This window comes from Nocardia sp. 852002-51101_SCH5132738 (assembly GCF_001665695.1).
Classification (GTDB): domain Bacteria; phylum Actinomycetota; class Actinomycetes; order Mycobacteriales; family Mycobacteriaceae; genus Nocardia; species Nocardia nova.
The window spans coordinates 1-18,170 of the sequence record NZ_LZML01000102.1; the positions used below are offsets into that span (position 1 = coordinate 1).

At 70.6% G+C, this 18,170-nt stretch carries 12 protein-coding genes and 1 pseudogene; 5 read left to right on the forward strand and 8 right to left on the reverse strand.

Translation table 11 applies throughout. The features are described 5' to 3' along the window. Both A5789_RS38555 and A5789_RS13735 read right to left on the reverse strand, forming a co-directional pair. Positions 1-69, reverse strand: a pseudogene (locus A5789_RS38555) (hypothetical protein); the annotation flags it as partial. A 13-nt stretch (positions 70-82) separates the two neighbouring features. Next, positions 83-1,303: an SPFH domain-containing protein gene (locus tag A5789_RS13735; protein ID WP_082940698.1), complete on the reverse strand. Its 1,221-nt coding sequence runs from the start codon at positions 1,301-1,303 to the stop codon at positions 83-85. Between the two features lie 83 nt (positions 1,304-1,386). Here A5789_RS13735 and A5789_RS13740 point away from each other — a divergent pair, with 83 nt between their 5' ends. Further along, complete coding sequence (locus tag A5789_RS13740) at positions 1,387-1,902, forward strand: NUDIX domain-containing protein (protein WP_197516607.1); 516 nt, start codon at positions 1,387-1,389, stop codon at positions 1,900-1,902. Positions 1,903-1,914: 12 nt separating this feature from the next. On the opposite strand, the gene A5789_RS13745 is transcribed toward A5789_RS13740, so the two are convergent. Both A5789_RS13745 and A5789_RS13750 read right to left on the reverse strand, forming a co-directional pair. After that, complete coding sequence (locus tag A5789_RS13745; RefSeq protein WP_064906818.1) at positions 1,915-2,742, reverse strand: SDR family NAD(P)-dependent oxidoreductase; 828 nt, start codon at positions 2,740-2,742, stop codon at positions 1,915-1,917. A gap of 67 nt (positions 2,743-2,809) precedes the next feature. Then, positions 2,810-4,381, reverse strand: coding sequence for a succinic semialdehyde dehydrogenase (locus A5789_RS13750; RefSeq protein ID WP_064906817.1), 1,572 nt, complete (start codon positions 4,379-4,381; stop codon positions 2,810-2,812). 132 nt (positions 4,382-4,513) lie between these two features. Here A5789_RS13750 and A5789_RS13755 point away from each other — a divergent pair, with 132 nt between their 5' ends. Further along, positions 4,514-5,218, forward strand: a complete 705-nt coding sequence (locus tag A5789_RS13755) for a TetR/AcrR family transcriptional regulator (protein ID WP_064906816.1) — start codon at positions 4,514-4,516, stop codon at positions 5,216-5,218. 15 nt (positions 5,219-5,233) lie between these two features. On the opposite strand, the gene recD is transcribed toward A5789_RS13755, so the two are convergent. From recD to recC, 3 genes are all read right to left on the reverse strand, one after another. Beyond that, the gene (recD, locus tag A5789_RS13760) at positions 5,234-7,114 is read right to left on the reverse strand and encodes an exodeoxyribonuclease V subunit alpha (RefSeq protein WP_064906815.1); all 1,881 of its coding nucleotides are present in this window, start codon (positions 7,112-7,114) and stop codon (positions 5,234-5,236) included. Then, positions 7,111-10,476, reverse strand: a complete 3,366-nt coding sequence (locus A5789_RS13765) for a UvrD-helicase domain-containing protein (protein WP_064906829.1) — start codon at positions 10,474-10,476, stop codon at positions 7,111-7,113. The genes recD and A5789_RS13765 overlap by 4 nt, the downstream gene beginning before the upstream one ends. Positions 10,477-10,772: 296 nt before the next feature. Beyond that, positions 10,773-14,228, reverse strand: a complete 3,456-nt coding sequence (gene recC / locus A5789_RS13770) for an exodeoxyribonuclease V subunit gamma (RefSeq protein WP_064906814.1) — start codon at positions 14,226-14,228, stop codon at positions 10,773-10,775. 364 nt (positions 14,229-14,592) lie between these two features. Between recC and A5789_RS13775 the strand changes: the two genes are divergently transcribed. Both A5789_RS13775 and A5789_RS13780 read left to right on the forward strand, forming a co-directional pair. Then, positions 14,593-14,799 (forward strand): hypothetical protein, encoded by a 207-nt coding sequence (locus A5789_RS13775; protein ID WP_062965071.1) that lies wholly within the window; start codon positions 14,593-14,595, stop codon positions 14,797-14,799. Positions 14,800-14,925: 126 nt separating this feature from the next. Beyond that, complete coding sequence (locus tag A5789_RS13780) at positions 14,926-15,816, forward strand: tat pathway signal sequence (RefSeq protein ID WP_082857486.1); 891 nt, start codon at positions 14,926-14,928, stop codon at positions 15,814-15,816. Positions 15,817-15,878: 62 nt separating this feature from the next. Here the strand turns inward: A5789_RS13780 and A5789_RS13785 are convergent, their stop codons facing one another. Beyond that, positions 15,879-17,342: a cytochrome P450 gene (locus tag A5789_RS13785; RefSeq protein ID WP_064906813.1), complete on the reverse strand. Its 1,464-nt coding sequence runs from the start codon at positions 17,340-17,342 to the stop codon at positions 15,879-15,881. Positions 17,343-17,429: 87 nt separating this feature from the next. On the opposite strand from A5789_RS13785, the gene A5789_RS13790 reads away from it, so the two are divergent. Further along, on the forward strand, positions 17,430-18,095 hold the full coding sequence (locus tag A5789_RS13790) for a TetR/AcrR family transcriptional regulator (protein ID WP_146098586.1): 666 nt from the start codon (positions 17,430-17,432) through the stop codon (positions 18,093-18,095). The last annotated feature ends 75 nt before the right edge of the window (positions 18,096-18,170 follow it).

An 18,170-nucleotide genomic window follows, 5' to 3' on the forward strand; every position in this document is an offset into this window, starting at 1 on the left:
GTTCGTCTGCGGTGTGAGGCGCCCGGCGGCGACGAACTGACGCAGCTGATCCACCGGGAACGGACCCGCCGCCTGCCGCCGGCTAGCCCCACCTCAGCCGAACCGGGGGACCGATGAACGACCCACGCCCACAACCGAACTCGTATCCGGTGCCGCCGGTGCCGGGCAGCGGCGGCGGACCACCGAACAACGACTGCAGCGCGGGGACGGTCGAGGCCGCGGCCCACGCGGACATGCCGGTGGTCCAGACGTTCGTCTGCGGTGTGAGGCGCCCGGCGGCGACGAACTGACGCAGCTGATCCACCGGGAACGGACCCGCCGCCTGCCCGTCCAGATCGATGTGGAACTGCTGCTGCACCGGAAGCGGCGGCGGCTGCTGCCCGTAACCCTGCTGGGCATAACCGGCGGCGGGCTGGGCGAAGGCGCCCTGCATCGCCCCTGCCATCTGCCCGCCGAGGGCCACGCCCATCCCGGCCTGCATCGCCGCGCCCATCGCCCCGCCGCCGGGATTCTGCGCGGCGGCGAGCATGGCGTCGGCCGCCTGGACCTGCTGATACCGGTTCGGATCGCGCACGTTGTCGGCGAAACCGCCGGCCTCGACACCGCGGGCCACGCCGCGGGTCATCGCCTGCTGGATCTCCTCCGGCAGCGAGATCGTCATGGTGACCGCGTCGACCCCCAGTCCGAACGACGCCACCCGCTGCGCCACGAATTCGCGCAGCTTGTCGGACAATTCGACCTGACGCCCCTGCAGATCGATCGCGCCGAGCCCGGTGGCGAGCACCATGTCGGAGAAGGCCAGCGCGACGGTGCGCCGCAGCAGATCGGTGATCTGCTCCATGTCGACCACGCTCTCGGTGCCGATCACCTGGCGCAGGAAGACGGCCGGGTCGACCACCTTCACGATGGTGGTGCCGTTGGCGCGGACCTGCACCATGCGGAAGTCGGGATCACGGACGGTCACCGGTTGCGGTGTGCCCCAGCGGAAATCGGTGACCGGCCGGGTGTTGACGAAGTACACCTCCGACCGGAACGGGCTGTTGAAGCCGTGTTTCCACCCCTGCAGGGTGGACATGATCGGCATGTTCTCCGTGGTCAGCGCGTAATGGCCGGGCTCGTAGCGGTCGGCGAGCTGCCCCCGGTAGACGAAGACGGCCTGCTGGCCCTCGCGCACGATCAGTTCGGCGCCGTTCTTGATCTCGTTGTCGTAGCGCGGGAACCGCCACGCCAGCGTGGAATTCGTATCGTCGAGCCATTCGATGATGTCGACGAATTCGCCACGGATCTTGTCCATCAGGCCCATGCGTACTTCCGTCCTCCCTCGGCGCATTCCGCCGCGCAGAGTATGGCACAAACGGATTCGCTTCGGCCGCTAGCATGGGCGTTGTGGAGCAGCGATACGTGCGCAGGTCGGGACGGGTGATCCTCGCGGACGCCGACGACCGGATCCTGCTCATCGCCTATCGCGGCACGCTGGATCCGCTGTACTGGATCACGCCCGGCGGCGGCATCGACGCGGCGGAATCGCCGGCCGAGGCGGCGGCCCGGGAACTGGGTGAGGAGACCGGATTGCGAATCAGCGCAGCCGATCTCGGGCCGCAGGTGGCGGTGGCCACCGGGCATCTGGACATCCCGGGATGGCTGTCGGGTTTGTTCCGTGAGGACTATTTCTTCTACCGGCTGCCCACCAGCGGCACCGATCCGGACACGAGCGGGCTGCTGAGCTACGAAAGCACCGCCATCGACGAATTCCGCTGGTGGAGTGTCGGCGAGCTCGCGAGCACCGACCAGCAGGTGTATCCGCTGGGTCTCGCCGGGCTCCTCGGCGAGCTGCTGGCGGGGCGGGTTCCGCCCGAGCCGGTCACGCTGCCGTGGCGTGACCGGCGCGACGAAGCCTCGTGAATCGGCCGCGTCTCAGGACTTGCGACCGGTGAATTCGTCCATCGAGTGGTAGACGCCCACCTTGTTCAGGTAGAAGTCGCGCACCTTCAGCGGCAGCAGACCGGAGATGGCGCGGTTGAGCCGCGAGGTCCACGGCAGCACGACCAGCGCCGCACCGTTCTTCATCTCACGCCACGCGGTGTCGACGACCTCTTCCTGCTCCAGGATCGGCGTGAACCAGAAACCCTTGGCGCCGTTGAACATTCCGGTGTTGATGTAGGTCGGGCACACCGTGGTGACCTTCACGTGCTCGTTGCCGGACTGCTCGAGTTCCAGGCGCACCGAATCCGACCAGCCCAGCGCCGCCCACTTGGACGCGGCGTAGACGCTCATGCGCGGATTGGACACCAGCGCCGCCGAGGAGGCGATGTTCAACACCCGCGCCGGGGTTTTACGCTGCACCATCGCGGGCAGGAATTCCAGCGCGATGTACATCGGCGCCAGCGAATTGATCGCCATCGTCTTGTCGATGTCGGCGCGGTTCTCGGTTTCCCAGAAGTAGCCGTTGCCGCGCACGATGCCGGCGTTGTTGACCAGCACGTCGATATCGCCGACCTCCGAGCGCACCGCGGCCGCGGCGTCGATGATCGACTGCTGGTCGGAGACGTCGACCACGTAGTGGTGCACCCGGCTCACCGATCCGGAGGACAGTTCGGCCGCGGTCTGCTTCAGCGCGGTCTCGTTGACATCCCACAGCACCACGTCGGCGGCCTGTTCGCGCACCGCGCGCTGGGCGAAGGATTTGCCCAGGCCCATCGCCGCGCCGGTGATCAGTACCCGCTTGCCCGCGACCGTATCCATATCCGTTCCTCTTCCTGCGTACCCGAGTCCCTCGTGCCCGAAGTCCCCTGTGCCCGAGCGGGCGAGATCATTTCTGCCGCAACGCCTTCATCACGCCGAAGTAGAGCGTCATGGTCTTCGCCCACAGCGCTTCCGACATGCCCGGCAGCGGCGCGAGCGGCAGCGCGCGCTGGACCGCGATGGTTTGGGTGTCGACGTATTTGAGCAGCCCTTCGGGACCGTGGCGGCGGCCGCTGCCGGAGATGCCGAGCCCGCCGGAGGGGGCCGCGACACTGCCCCACGCCGCGATGAAGCCTTCGTTCACGTTGACCGACCCGGCGTGGATGCGGGCGGCGATCTCGCGGGCGCGTCCGGTATCGCGGCTCCACACACTGGCATTGAGGCCGTAGGCGGTGTCGTTGGCCTGGTCGACGGCCTCGTCGTCGCTGTGCACGCGGTAGATCGAGACGACCGGGCCGAAGGTCTCCTCGCGGTAGACCGTCATACCCGGGCGCACCCCGGCCAGCACCGTCGGCTCGTAGAAGTACGGGCCGAGGTCCGGGCGCGCGCGGCCGCCGGCCAGCACGGTCGCCCCCTTGGCGACGCCGTCCTGCACGTGTTCGGTGACCGTGTCGAGCTGGCGCGCGAAGGTCAGCGACCCCATCTCGTAGGAGTAGTCCAGCGCCGAACCCAGCCGCAAAGACTGCGTGGCGGAGGTGAATTCGCTGACGAACCGGTCGTAGACACGGTCGTGCACATAGATGCGCTCGATGGATTCGCACAGCTGCCCGGCCGAGGCGAAACAGGCGCGCACCGCGATCTTGGCGGCCGCGCTCACGTCGGCGTCGGCGAGCACCAGCAGCGGATTCTTACCGCCCAGTTCGAGCGAGTAGCCGATCAGCCGCTCCCCCGCCTGCCGGGCGATGGTGCGGCCGGTGGCGCTGGAACCGGTGTAGTCGACGTAGTCGGCGCGCGCGATCACCTCGCCGCCGATCACCGAACCGCGGCCGAGCACCGCCTGCCACAGGCCCGCGGGCAGTCCGGCGCGTTCGGCGGCGTCGATCGCCCACAGGGCGGTGAGCGCGGTCTGGTTGTCCGGGCGCGCGACGACCGCGTTACCGGCCATCAGCGCGGGCAGTGCGTCGGAGGCTGCGAGAGCCAGCGGGTAGTTCCACGGCGAGATCACCGCGACCACACCCTTGGGCCGGTTGCGGACCTCGACCTTGGTCAGCACCGGCAGCACACCGCGCGGGGTGCGCGAGGCCAGCAGCCGTTCGGCCGCGGCGGCGTAGTAGCGGGCGTTGACCGCCACGTCACCCACCTCGTCGAAGGCGTGCACGCGGGACTTGCCGGCCTCGGTCTGGACGATGTCGAGGATGGTGTCCTGTTCGGCCAGGACCAGGTCGTGGAACCGGCGCAGCACCGCGGCGCGTTCGCGCACCGGAACCCGCGCCCACTGCTGCTGGGCGCTGCGGGCGGTCGCGAAGGCGGCGTCGATATCGGCGCTCGACGACTGCGGCAGATCGGCGATCTTCGCGCCGGTGGCCGGGGCGAAGACCGCCACCGAGGGGGCGCCACCCGCGGTGGCGTGCGCGAGCAGGCGGTCCACCAGCTCCTGCGGCAGGGCCGGGGCGGCGGCGAGGTCTGGGGCGGTCGTCATTGTCGGCCCTCTCGGTCGGCAGGCGCTCAACAATTTGTTGAACACCAGTGTTAGATTAACACCGATGTTAGATTAATGGGGCGATGCCGGGCCATGTCAAGTCCGCACGACCGATCAGGGAGGTACCACGGGATGTCGCAGGACGGGGTGGTCACCACTCACAACGGCGCCGCTCGCCGGGGCCGGCCGCCACAGACGCGCGCGCAGGCCGACGAGGTCCGCTCCCGCATCGTCACCGCCACCGCAGCGGTGTTCACCGAATTCGGTTCGCGCGGACTGAGTGTCGCGCGGATCATCGACCAGGCCGGAATCTCGCGGCCCACCTTCTACCGCTATTTCGCCAACGCCACCGCGCCGCTCGATGTGGTACTCACGCAGTCCAACGAGGGCCTCGTGGGTGGCATCCGTAAGGCGTTGGAAGAGTCCGACGAGCCGGTGGCGCTCGGCATCGGCATCATCGACGCGTACCTGGACTGGGCCCGCGGGCACGGGCCGATGCTGCGGCCGGTGTTCGCGGAACTGCACGATCCGGCCTCACCGGTCTCGACATACCGGGAGCAGGCCTTCGACGACATCCGCGCGCTGGTGCGAGAGAAGTTCGCCGTGCTGGACCGGCAACTGCCGGCGCCGCTGGACCTCGACACCGCGCTGCAGGTCTGCGCATTCGTGGTCTACCAGGTGTCGCTGGCCACCGCGCCGGGCGCGGACCCGGATCCCGATGCGGTCGCCGAGGCCCGGCTGACGATGATTCGCACCGTTCTGGTCACCCTGGGGCGGCGCGAGGATGTCGAACTCGCCCTGACGATTCCGGGAATCTTCCTCCCCGTGCAGGGCTGACACCGGCAGGACAGATCAGCCGCGCAACCCGCTCGCCCGCAGCACCCGCCGCGAGATCCCGGCCTCCAGTGCCTCCGCCGTGCCGATGATGCGCACCCGCTGCCGGGCGCGAGTGATCGCGGTATAGAGCAGTTCACGGGTCAGCAGCGTCGACTCCGGGCCCGGCAGCACGATCGTCACCGCACCGTACTGGCTGCCCTGGCTGCGGTGGATGGTCATCGCGTACACCGTGGTCACACCCGGGAATTGGGTGGGATGCACCAGATACGGTTCGCTGCCGCGCTGCAGCGCGGCGCGCAGGCCACCGTCGGCGGACCGCACGATGACACCGGTGTCGCCGTTGTAGATGCGGGCCTCGTGGTCGTTGGCGGTCACCAGCAAAGGCTGGCCGGGAAACCATTGTCCGGCAGCGGATTCCGTCCCGATTCCGGCCGCGGCGACCCAGCCGCCGGCCATCCGGTCCCACCGTTCGACACCGAACGGCCCCTGCCGGTGCGCGCACAGCAGGCGATGCGATTCCATCGCTTGCAGCGCGGCCGCGGCGTCGCCCGCCTCGGCGGCGGTGGTGGATTCGCGGGCGGCGCGCACCACGTCGGCACGCACCTCGGCGATGTCGTCGGGTTCGTGCAGGGACAGTTCGGTACCGCCGTCGTGCAGCAGCGCCAGCGCCGTCTCTGCGTCCCCGGCGCGCACCGCCACCGCCAGATCGGCGATCCGGCCACCGAACCGGCGGCCACGGGTGAGACGGATCATGCCGCCGCGCAAGCGGCTTCGTTCCCGTTCACTGAGATCTTCGGCGCCGGTCACCGGACCGGAACCGGTGTCCAGGATCTGCTCGAGGATCGGATTCGGCGGGCCGGCCACCGGTCCGGCGACCAGATCGGCGAGGACGGCACCGGCGTCGACCGAGGCCAGCTGGTCCGGGTCGCCGACGAGCACCAGCCGCGCGTCCGGGCGCACGGCGGGCAGCAGCCTGCTCATCATGGTCAGCGACACCATGGAGGTTTCGTCGACGACGATGACGTCGTAGGGCAGCCGGTTGTGGGCGTGGTGACGGAAGCGGGTGGTGCCGCCGCGCTGCCAGCCCAGCAGCCGGTGCACGGTCGCCGCGGTCAGTTCCGGGAGGTCGAGGTCGCCGGCCTGTTCGCGCACCGATTCCTGCAGGCGCGCAGCGGCTTTGCCGGTCGGGGCGGCCAGCGCGATGCGCAGGGGCGCGGTGTCGGCGACCGCGCGCTGGTGCGCGACCAGCAGGGCCAGGATTCGGGCGATGGTGTGGGTCTTACCGGTGCCGGGACCACCGGCGACGACCGTGGTCCAGCTGGTGGCGGCGACGGCGGCGGCGATGCGCTGGCGGTCCGGGGCGGCGCCGGGTCCGCCCGTCCCCGGGAACAGCCGGTCCAGTTCGCGGCGCACGGTGTCCGGGTCGACGAGCGGATGCCCGTGCGCACGGTCCGCCAGTACCTCGCGGATCGTCTGCTCCTGCCGGTAGTAGCGGTCCAGATACAGCAGCGGCCCGCCCTCGGATTCGACCAGCCGCAGGGGGCACAACGGGCCGGCGGGACTCCCGCACACCAGCGGGCTCGCGCGCAACTGACCGCACAGGCTGTCGACGTCCGGCCAGGGCAGCAGAGCGGGATCGACCGGTTCCGCCTCGCCGAGATCGAAACCCTCGCCGTCGACACCGATTTCGTGCATGCGCCGCAATTCCAGGCACACCGATCCCGACCGCACCGCACGCACCGCGAGCGCGGCGGCCAGCAGGACCTGCTCCCCGGATTCACCGCCGAGCCGGCCCAGCCGCAGTGCCACGTGCACGTCGGCCGCCGACAACACCCCGGCGGTGTTGAAGGTCCGCAGCAGTCCGGTGGCGCGCTGCGCCACAGCGATCGCCGTCACCTGCTGTCCTTTCCGGCCAGCAGATCCGACAGCGCCACGATCAGCTCCGCCGGTGGGTCCCAGTCGAAGACGCCATGGCCGGGCGGGGTCGCCGGGCCGATCATGGCGCGCACGAACAGATAGCGCACTCCTCCGAGGTGGCGAGCCGGATCGTAACCGGGCAACCGCCAGCGCAGATAGCGGTGCAGCGCCGCCGAATACAGCAGGGCCTGCAGCGGATAGTGCGAGCGCATCATCTCTTCGGCCATCCGGTCGCGCCGATAGTGCGCGACGGTCAGTTCACCGGTGCCGAGCCGGTTGGTCTTGTAGTCGACGACGAGGAAGCGGGGGCCGTCGGTCCGCAACACGGCGTCGATACTTCCGGTCAGATACCCGCGCAGCGGAACGTCGTCGAGCAGGTCGAGGGCATCGGCGTAGGTGGCGAACGGATCGTCGGACCGCAGATGTTCCCGCAGGAGAGCTCCGATGCGCCGGACGGTCACCCGCTGCGCCACCGGGTCGTCACCACCCGCGAGCGGCAGTTCGAATTCCAGTTCGTTCAACCGATCCCGGGAGCGGATATCGGCCAGCGCGACCGGATCGCACGGGGTGCGCAGCACCGCGACAAGCGCGTGGGCGAGTGCGCCGGGATCGATGTCGGCCATGAGTTGCTCGACGGCCTGTTCGCAGCGCATCCGGACCTCGGCGGCCAGATCCGGCGCGTCGGTATCGACCAACTCGAGCACACCGTGCACGAGGGTGCCGAATTCGGCGCCGTAGGGCAGATCGTTCATCAACGACGGTGCCGCGCCGGCGAACTCGTCGTCGGACCCGAGGCCGGGACCGAGTTCCGGCGTGGGCGTCAGCGGCTCGTCGGCGCCGCCCTCAACTGCCTCCGTAGCTGCGAAATCCGTTGTGCCATGCGCTGTTTCATGCGCCGACGCGGTGAGCGCCGAGTACGAGGTACGGCGCCATTCGTGGTCCACGGAGCGGGTGAATCGCGCGGCCTCGAGTGTCTTGTCACCGGTGTGATCACGTTCGGTGCGCAGCTGCGCCTCGACCGCCGCGCGGACGGGTTCGATCTCGATCAGGCCCGGACCGGCGGCCGCGGCCCATTCGCGCAACTGCTGCAGCACGATCGGATCCGCGGGCACCTCACTGCGCGCCGGCACGTCGGCGCTGCCGGGGGCGCGGCCCAGGATCATCCGATGCAGCGGTGCGGCGGCCGTACCGTAGGCCGGCGCCCACCAGGCCACCACCTGGCACTGCGCCCGAGTCACCGCGACATACAGCAGCCGCAACTCCTCCCCCGCCTCCTCGGCCTCGCAGCGGCGGCGGTGCTCGGCGTAGCCCGGCGCTTCGGGGCCGCCGACGTCCAGGACCCGTTCGTCGCCGTCGTGGAACAACAGCGTCGACGGATTGGGGTTCTTCGCGCCGTCCCACGCGAAAGGCAAGTAGACGACAGGGAATTCCAGGCCCTTGCTGGCGTGCACCGTGGCGATCTGCACCGCGGCCGCGTCGCGGTCGAGGCGGCGGCTGCGTCCCGCGACCGCGCCCGAGGCCGGATCGCGCACCCGGTCGGCCAGCCAGCGGGTGAGCGCGGTGAGCCCGAGCGATTCCCGCGCGGCGACCTCGTCGAGCAGTTGCGCGATATGCCGCAGATCGGTCAGGCGCCGTTCGCCGCCGCTCTGGGCCAGCAGTCGCGGCGCGGGCTGGGCCTGGGCGGACAGCCGGTCGAACACGGCCGCGAAACCGGAGCGTGCGAACAGCCGGGCCGCGTCGCGCAGCTGGGTGCTGAGCCGGCCCACCAGATCCGCGCCGCCGGCGTCGATATCGGCCGCGGACATGCCGAGCAGCGGGGTGGTGGCCGCCAGCCGCACCCGGTCGCCGCGATGCGGTTGTTCCAGCGCCCGCAGCACCCACAGCCAGTCGGTGGCGCTGCGGGTGGCGAAAACGCTGGCGCCGCCGGCGAGGACGGAGGCGACACCGGCGCGGTCCAGTTCCGCGCGCACCAGGTCGATTTGCGCGCGGGTGCGGACCAGCACGGCGATATCACCAGGGCCGAGTGCGCGGTCGCCGATCCGCGCCCCGGATTCGAGGGTGCGGACGATATCGGCGGCGAGGTCGGTGGCCACGCGATCGCGCTGGCGGCCCACCACCGGGAATCCGCTGCCGTTCAACGCTCCGGCGCCCTGGCGGGGAAAACACCTGAGCCGCAACGGAACCGCCGCCCCCTCGGGCCCGGTGAGCCGGCTCTGCGGCCGGACCGCCGTGACCGGCGGCACCGTGATCTGCGCATGTCCCAGGGCCGCGCCGCCCAGCAGGTGATGCAGCGCCGCCAGCAGGCCGGCATCGCTGCGGCGGTTGGTGTCCAGTTCGCGACGGGTCTCGGCGTGGGCGACCGCGTCCAGATAACTGAGGACCTCGGCGCCGCGGAAGGCGTAGATCGCCTGTTTCGGATCGCCGACCAGCACCAGGGTGGTGTGGTCGTGGAAGACGCGCCGCAGAATGTCCCACTGCAGTGGGTCGGTGTCCTGGAATTCGTCGACCAGCGTCACCCGGAAGCGGTCGCGGATGCGGCGGCAGGCACGCTCGCCGTGGACCGGGTCGGCGAGCACGTCGTGCAGCAACACCAGCTGATCGTCGAAGTCGCGGATGCCCGAAAGCCGTTTGCGCCGATCGACTTCCGCGCGCACCGCGGCCGCGAACGCCGCCGCCTCGGCCGCGGGGTGATCGCCGAGCTCCTCTCCTGGAACCAGCCGCGCGCGCCGGTCCGCCACCGCGGCCGCCGCCAGCGACAGCGCCTGCCGCACCGGCATCGGGGCACCGCCACGGGCGTAGCGGGCCAGATACAGATCCTCGGCGACCGTGCTCACCAGTTCCTCGATGCCCTCGACCAGCCGCACCCGCGGATCGTGTTCGCCTGCGATGCCGAGTTCGTCGAGCATGCGCTGACAGAACCCGTGGGTGGTGGAGATGGTGCCGGCATCGAAATCCGACAGCGCGGCGACCAGCCGCCGGCGCCGCCGCGCCACCTCGGCCGGGTCGGCATCGGCCAGATGCGCGATCAGCTCGTCGGCTCCGGCGCGCGCGGCCGCCGGATCGTCGAGGGCCGCCGCGACCGTGACGAACCGCTCCCGCGTGCGTTCCCGCAACTCCTGGGTCGCCGCCCGGCTGAAGGTCACCAGCAGCAACTGCGAGATGTCGACCAGCCCCTCGGCGACGAACCGCACCGCCAGCCCGACGATGGCGTAGGTCTTCCCGGTCCCCGCGCTCGCCTCGAGAACGGTTGTCCCCGTGGGCAGGTCACCGCACAGGTCGAATTGGCCGAACGGTGCGGAGCCACCTGGACGGACGCCCCTCGAACGCAGAGCGTCGCCGATGCGCCCGGGATCGGAGGGTGCACCGTCTCTGCGGTTGAACGACGCGTGGACGGGCGCCGGTTCGGATTCCACGCCGGCGAAGCGCGCGGCCACACGTCCGTCCGCATGTCGGGCCTCATCCGCCTGAGGCGCAGGACTGTGATTCTCCGCCCCGTCGCCGGACTGCACCTCATCCACGGCGAAAAGCTCTCCGGCGTCGACTGTTTCGTTCGTGGTACGAGTGTGCCGGCGGTGAGTGGTGGCGTGCGCCGCCGCTTCCGGGGTGCGCAGATCGGCGACGGGGAACAGTTCCTCGGTCATGGCTGCCCCTGGGATTCGTTGGCCAGCAGCGGATTCCACAGTCGCCGGGCCACCGAGCCGAATGTGGTGGTTTCGCCGTACCGGTCCGGTTCGGGCAGCGGGGTTTCCAGTTGCTCGAAGGCCGGTTCGGGTCCCCGGATGTAGGTCAGGTAGCGGTCGGTGTGGTCGCCGAACGGGCGCGGCCCCTTCGGTCCGCCGTAGAACTCCTCCTCCGCGGCGGCGCGGGCAGAGTCGAGATCGGCTCCGCGGCAGCGGCGTTCGGCATAGACCGCCGATGCCGACGGCGCGAACGACAGCGGTTCGGCCAGGCCCTCCTCGCGCAGATCGGCCAGCTCGCGCAGCAGGTCCGCCGCGAGCGCGGGGGCCGGTGCGGTCAGCGACGAACGCCAGGCCGGGCGGCCGAATTTACCGCGCCCGATGCTCACGGCCTGCCAGCTCTGATGGCGTTCGGTGGCGGCCAGCGCCAGCAGCCGCACCCACGCCGCCATCCGATGTTTGGGCGCGAGGCGGGAATAGGTGGCGCGCACGACCGCGTCGTCGTGCACATCGGCGACCGTCCCGGTGAGCCGCCGCCCCGATCCCAGATCCACCGCGATATCGATGGTGCGTGCCGGCGCCTGCTGCAGTGGCGCTGCGACCTGCACCAGCCGGTCGACCGTGGATTCCACCTCGGCCAGCACCGCCGCGCCGAGGCCGAAGGGCGGCAGGGTTCCGCGCCGCCATTCCGCGGCGCGCAGGGCAGCCGGATCCGCGCCGGTGAGCCGGGCCGCCAGCATGCGTTCACCGATATTCCAGGTGGCCAGCCCGGTCAGTTCGATGGGCAGGCGTTCGTCGATGTCCTCGTCCTCCTCCGGCACCCGGATGCCCAGGCGCTGCCACAGGAAGGCCCGGATCGGATGTTCGGCGAACGAGACCAGTTCCGCCAGTTCGACATCCGTGCGCGCCACGGCGGGCAGCGGGCCGGGCAGCCACGGCGGACTCGGTTGCGCGGGGCGCGCCGCGGCGCGGGCGGCGGCCAGCGCGAGAGTGTCGAAACCGAACGGGTCGCGCGCGTCGAAGTTGCTGCCGTCGTAGGCCTGCAGCGGATGACGGCGCACCACGTCACCGGTGCCGCGGTGGGCGCGCACCACATCGATCAGTTCCGCGAGCGGCGTGACCGGCGGCCGGGGCGTTCCGGTCACCGGATCGGCGCCGGTGTAGAGCACGACGAGACGGTCTTCGGCGGCGAGGACGGCATCGAGTAGCAGTCCGCGGTCCTCGCTGCGCGAATCGCGTTCGCCGACAAGCGGTTCCCGCGCGGTGACGTCGTCGCCGTCGATGCCGCCAGTGCGCGGGAACACCTCGTCGTCGAGCCCGAGCAGCACCACCACCCGGTGCGGGACCGACCGCATCGGCGCCAGGCCGCACACGGTGAGCTCGCCGGTGCGGTAGTTCGAGCGCGGCGCCCGGGCCCGCGATCGCGCCCGCAGGGCCGCGATCACATCGGGCAGCCGCAATTCGGCCGCGTCCGCGTGTTCGAAGGCGGCGGCGAGTTCGCGCCGCGCCTGCACGCCCTGCCAGGCCGCGGCAACCGGAAGATCGGTGAGCAGATCGAGCGCGCGGTGCAGGATCTGCAACCACTGCCGCGCGGGTCGCGGTGTGCCGGCGGGTTCGGCCGGGGTGGGTCCGCTCAGATCGCGCACGCAGACCGCGAGCCGGTCGACGAATTCGGCGAACCGCCCCGCCAGGTCCACATCGCCGGAGTCGACGTCCTCCAGCGGCAATGCCAGATCCAGCCAGTCCTCGCCCGATTCCCCGGCCGCGACGCCGAGCAGAATCCGGTCGACGGCCGCGTTGAGGGTGTTCTGGCCGAATTCGGCGAGGCCGAAGGCCTGCCGCTGCCGTTGCCCGATCCCCCAGCGGGCGCCGGTTTCGGCGGCCCATTCGCGCAGCCGCTCGATATCGTCGTCGTCGAATCCGCAGCGGTATCGGACGGGCTCGGTCGCGGCGAGGTCGAGCACCTGGGTGACACCGACGCGTCCCTCGGCCAGAGCGAGCAGATCCTCCAGCACCGCGAGCACCGAATTCGCCGCGCCCGCACTGCGCTCGGCGGGCCGCACCCGCAATCCGTGCGCGGGATTCGCGTCGGGATCGTCGAGAGCGGCGGGCCCCTGGCCGAAGGCGGCCCGCACCAGCGGCGCATAGCCGTCGGGATCGGGGCACAGCACGATCACGTCGCGCGGTTCCAGGGTGGCATCGCGCTGGAAGAGCCCGAGCAGGACGTCACGCAACACCTCCACCTGCCGGGCCGGGCCGTGGCAGGCGTGGATCTGCACGCTGTCGTCACCTGTGCGAGTCACCGGCACCGGCGGCCAGCGGTCCGCGCGGAGGGCGTCCTGCAGCTCGGAAAGCACTGTGCCCGAACGATTCCCGGCGTCGATGCGATCGGGTTCGGGCGCATGATGCCGATCGGCGAAGTCGACGGTCGCCAGCCGGTTCTGGACTTCCCGGACGTCGCGGCCCAGCGCTCCCAGCAGCGGGTGGCGGGCGATCGGTTCGGCGACCACGCGCCGGGGAGCGGCGGGACGGGTTCGCACGATCGTCGCCGCACCCGCGGGCCCCGCACTACCTTCCTCGATCGCGGCGGGTCCGGCCGGACGGGCGAGTTCGGCACCCTCGGGGTCGGACGCGCGCAGCCGCTCCCACAGCGCCGGGCTGGGATGGACGAGCCAGATGTGCACATCCCGGTGTTCTGCCACCGCCTCCAGCACCGCGAGTTGCGCGGCCGGAATCCGGGGCAGCCCGAAGATCGAAAGCCGCTGCGGCAGATCGATACTCGCGGGATCGGTGCGCAACCGGCGGCAGACGGTGTCGAGCCGCTGTGCCGGTGCGGGGACGCCGATCGCCTCGCGCACCCGCCGCCACAGGCGCGGCTGCCACAGTAGGTCCTCCGGCAGGTCGGCGCCGCGGCCGTCGGTATCGGCGCCGTCGCCCCAGTCGGTGATCAGGGTCGGGCGGGTGGCGCCGTAGGTGTCGAACAGGGTCGCGATATGGGTCGCGGTGCCCAGCCGCCGGCCCGCCCGGTACGCCTCGGCCGGGCCGGCGCCCACCCCCAGATGCCGGGCCAGGACCGCCGCCCAGGGTTCGCCGATCGCGGCGTCCATCGCCGCCAGCACCGGCCACACCAGCCGGTCGGGTGCCCACGGGTCGGCGTCGGCGGCGATATCGGAGGCCGCGGCCGAGATGTCGGCGACCAGCGCCGCCGGGCTCGGATAGTCGATGTTGGCGGCCACGCCGTCGCCCGCCCCCGCGCCCAGCGTCACCGCGAGCCGCTGGTTGAGCCAGCGTTGCACGCCGTGCGCGCCGACCGCGACGACCTCGGCGGCGAAAGGGTCCGGCAGCGGGTGCGACAGCATCGCGGCGAGCGCGTCGGCCAGCGTGCGCGCCGACTCGGCCCGATGGATGTGCAGCACCTGCGCACCGCCTCTCTGTCCCTCGCGCGCGATCCGTTGTCGCGGTGATGCGGCGCGCCCGATCCTACAAACCCGGCCACCGCACCCGGCGGCACCGACCCGTCTCGGTGCGCCGCGCCCGGCGAACGCCGTGGGACGAGCCCTCCGCAACCGACCGGGCAACGCCCGTTACCACCGGTTTGCCGCCCTTCGCAGCATCCCACCAAACATTCGGCAACACAATCGAATCCGGCCATCATGACCATTCGGCTATTGCGAACGCAATTCGCCACCGCGTGTCACCCGCACACCGGGTCCGTCGTGTGCCACAGTGCTCTGCGGGGAGGTTTTCGGGAGAAGCGGTATCGAAAGGCTGGTTCGATTCATGTCTGCGACGGTGGTCCCTCTCGTACCCAGATCCGGGTTCACGGTACGGCGATCGGGCGAGACGTGGGAACTGATCAACTCCCGGCACTACGGCCGCGGCGTGGTGCTGCACAGCTGGGCCCGCGACCGGCATTCCGAGGCCTTCGAGCACTGCTATCGGCTCAACGGCCGCAGCGTCGAGGAATTGCTCGCGGCATTCCGCTGACCTGCGCCGTTGCGCTCGACATGGCCGAAATGCGCTGGCCTGCAACGATCTCCGTGGAGCTACCACATCCGCAGGTCGAGCTCAAGACGTGCGTGATCGGCGGATTTGTGGCTATTGTGGCTCACCGTGCGTTATCCCCGGACCGCGTCCCGCGGCATTCGAACCACCCGCCTGGCCGCCGGTGCCTGCGTCGTCGCCGCCGCGCTGATCGCGGGCACCCCCGTACTGGATCCCGCTCCGGCCGCCGCCGTCCCGCTGCGTATGCAGGGCTGCCGCGACGGCTTCGACTGCGATATGAGCAGCCGGATCGCGGCGGTCGACAACTACCTGGCCTCCCGGCCCGGTGTCACCGGCTACGTGGTGCGCGACCGGGTCACCGGCGGCACCTATGCCAACGGCAGTGCCGACACGCTGTTCTGGACCGCCTCCACGATCAAGCTGGCCATCGCCGAGGATCTGCTCAACCGGGCACGCGTCGGCGCGATCACGCTGACGCCCGAGGACCGCACCCAGATGGAGTCCATGCTGGCGACCTCCAACGACGCCGCGGCGGACTTCCTGTGGAACAAGTACGCGGGCCCGGACCGGCAGGCGTTCAACAACGCCTTCCGGGCCAACGGGATGACCGGCCTGGTGCCGCGCCCGACCAACGGCAACGGACATCTGTTCCCGGACTGGGGTTTTCAGCAGTGCGCGCCGGCCGATCTGGACCGGCTGATGAACAACGTGCTCGACCACATGCACCCGGACGACCGCGGCTACCTGCTCGACCGGATGCGCAAGGTCGACACCAATCAGCACTGGGGCGTGTGGGGCGCGGGCGATGCCCTGCACCCCGGCCTGAAGAACGGCTGGTCCGACGAGAACGGCGGCTGGGTGGTCAACTCGGTCGGCTTCGCCGGGCCCGGTGAGCGCTACACCCTCGCGGTGATGAATTCCCTCGGCGACCAAGGCGGCTACACCGACGGCGAGGAGACCACCACGCATGTCGCGCAGCTGCTGTTCGCCGGACGGTGAGCAGGGCGGTCACCACCGCGACAGCGCGCTGATCGGTTCCGATGCGGCAGCGCGCCGATCGGTTACAGCCGCGACAGCCGCATCGGCGCCCCGTCGCGCGGGAACGGGATGGTGTTGAAACCCCACGGCATCAGATAGTCGTCGGGGATGTGCCAGCGGTAGGCACGCACCATCGCCGCGATGACGACCTTCACCTCCAGAGTGCCGAAATGCATGCCGATGCATTTGTGCGCCCCCGCGCCGAACGGCATCCACGCCAGCCGGTGCGATTTGTCCTCGCGCCGGTCCTCGGCGAACCGTTCCGGATCGAAACGTGCCGGCTGCGACCACAATTCGGGCAGCAGATGATTGACCCCGTAGGCGACGTCGACGTGGGTGCCGGCCGGAATGTAGTGACCGGCCACCTCGGTGTCGCGCACGGCGCGGCGCACCAGGCCCGGCACGGGCGGCACCAGCCGCAGGCTCTCCTTGATCACCAGGTCCAGATCGCGCAGGCGGTCCAGATCGGCGATCGTCGGCGGCGCACCGTCGAGCTCGTCGAACAACGCCTGCGCCTCGGCGCGCACTCGCTGCTGCCAGTCCGGGTGGCGGCCCAGGTAGTAGGCGACCGAGGTCGCGGTGGTGGTGGTCGTGTCGTGGGCGGCCATGATCAGGAAGATCATGTGGTTGACCACGTCGGCGTCGGAGAAGGTCGCCCCGTCGTCGGCGCGGGCGTGACACAGCGCGGAGAAGAAGTCCGCACCCTCTTCGCTGCGCTTCTGCGGCACCATCGCGGTGAAGTACTCCTCGAGCGTCTTGCGCCCGCGCAGGCCGGCGCGCCACGCACCGCCGGGCACCGGATAGCGCACCAGCGCCAGCGGCGCGTGGGTGCAATCGAGGAAGGCCTGTCCGAGCCGGTGGCGTTGCGGTCCGGCGTCGACCCCCATGAAGGTTTCGGTGGCGATCTCGAGGGTGAGATCTTTCACCGTCGGATACAGCCGCAGGGTGCGCGCACCGGCCGGGTTCCAGCGTTCGACCGCGGCCTGGACCACCGGGCTCAATTGCGCCAGATGCGATTCCAGCCGTTCGCGGGTGAACGCCTGCTGCATGATGCGCCGGTGGAACATGTGCTCGGAGAATTCCAGCAGCAGTAGTCCGCGGCGGAAGAACGAGCCGATCAGGAAGTCCCAGCCCTGCCCGAAATCGTTGCGGCGCTTGCCGAGTACCTCGTCGACGGCCTGCGGACCGGCGATCAGGACGCGGTCGACGCCGAAGGATTTGTTGTAGCTCACCGGGCCGTAGCGGCGGTATCGGTCGTACATCTCGGCGGGGCCCCAGCGCAGATACTGCAGCGAGCGGCCCAGTACCGGCAGTCCGGCGTCACCGCGCACGGCCGCCGCCGCGCTGGCTCGCGGCGGTGTCGCCAGCACCTGCTCCCGGGCCGGTAATCGGTGCAGCAGCCGGTCGATCGGATGACTGTCCGGAATTTCGATGAAGCCGATGTTCTCCCGTTCGGCTTCGGAGGGACGCGGGTCGACGCTGACCATGACTGATGCCTCCCGAACACAGCAGCCGCGCAACGCCGCCCGGCCGCAAAAAAAGTACACCTCGTACATTAGAGGTAGGATCGCGCTGTGACAAGGGACACAGAAATTCGGCGTCCGGGCCGGCCGCCCGGGCCGCCCCGGGATCCGGACCGCCGGCGCGCGGAAATCCTCGACGCGGCCGAGCGGGTGGTGGCCGGCTCCGGAGCTCGGATGACGATCGCGCAGGTCGCCGCCGAGGCCGGATACGCGCGCACCGCGGTATACGCGGTGTTCCCGGATCTGTCGGCGCTGATCGACGCCCTTGCCGAGCGGCATATGAACGCCATCATCGCCGCCGCCGACGATCTGCTGGCCCAGCCGCTGCCCGCCCGGCAACTACTCCGCGCGGTGGTGACCCTGATCTGCGATTTCGTCGACGCCAACCCCAATCTGCACCACGTCATGATGCAGCGGCTGGAGCGCGGCGACGCCGAGCACCGGCCGTTCTTCACCCGCGTATCCGACTGGGCGACATCGATTTTCGACATCATCCTGCGCCGCCTCGACGCCGACCCGGCGCTGGCGCGGATCTGGGCGACCGCCACCGTCGGCGCCATTCTGATGTCGGCCGAGGCCTGGATGCAGCAGCCGACGCGCTCGCGCGCGGAATTCGTCGACCAGCTCGCGGCCTTTCTGTGGCCGACCGTGGAGAGCATCGGCGGCGACCGCCTCGTCGGGCCGCTGACGGTCGCCGCGGAGCCGGTGCCGAAGTGATCGCATACCCGCCCTCCGGGGGCCGAAACTCGGGCTCGGGGTGCGGACGCGCCGACATTCGGTGCTCGTCGTGAC

What these genes read in the sequence shown, in the direction of transcription:
- A5789_RS13775 (WP_062965071.1), top strand. Translation starts at nt 14,593, where the DNA reads ATGTCTGCGACGGTGGTCCCTCTCGTACCCAGATCCGGGTTCACGGTA.
- A5789_RS13785 (WP_064906813.1), bottom strand. Translation starts at nt 17,342, where the DNA reads ATGGTCAGCGTCGACCCGCGTCCCTCCGAAGCCGAACGGGAGAACATC.
- A5789_RS13745 (WP_064906818.1), bottom strand. Translation starts at nt 2,742, where the DNA reads ATGGATACGGTCGCGGGCAAGCGGGTACTGATCACCGGCGCGGCGATG.
- A5789_RS13750 (WP_064906817.1), bottom strand. Translation starts at nt 4,381, where the DNA reads ATGACGACCGCCCCAGACCTCGCCGCCGCCCCGGCCCTGCCGCAGGAG.
- A5789_RS13735 (WP_082940698.1), bottom strand. Translation starts at nt 1,303, where the DNA reads ATGGGCCTGATGGACAAGATCCGTGGCGAATTCGTCGACATCATCGAA.
- A5789_RS13755 (WP_064906816.1), top strand. Translation starts at nt 4,514, where the DNA reads ATGTCGCAGGACGGGGTGGTCACCACTCACAACGGCGCCGCTCGCCGG.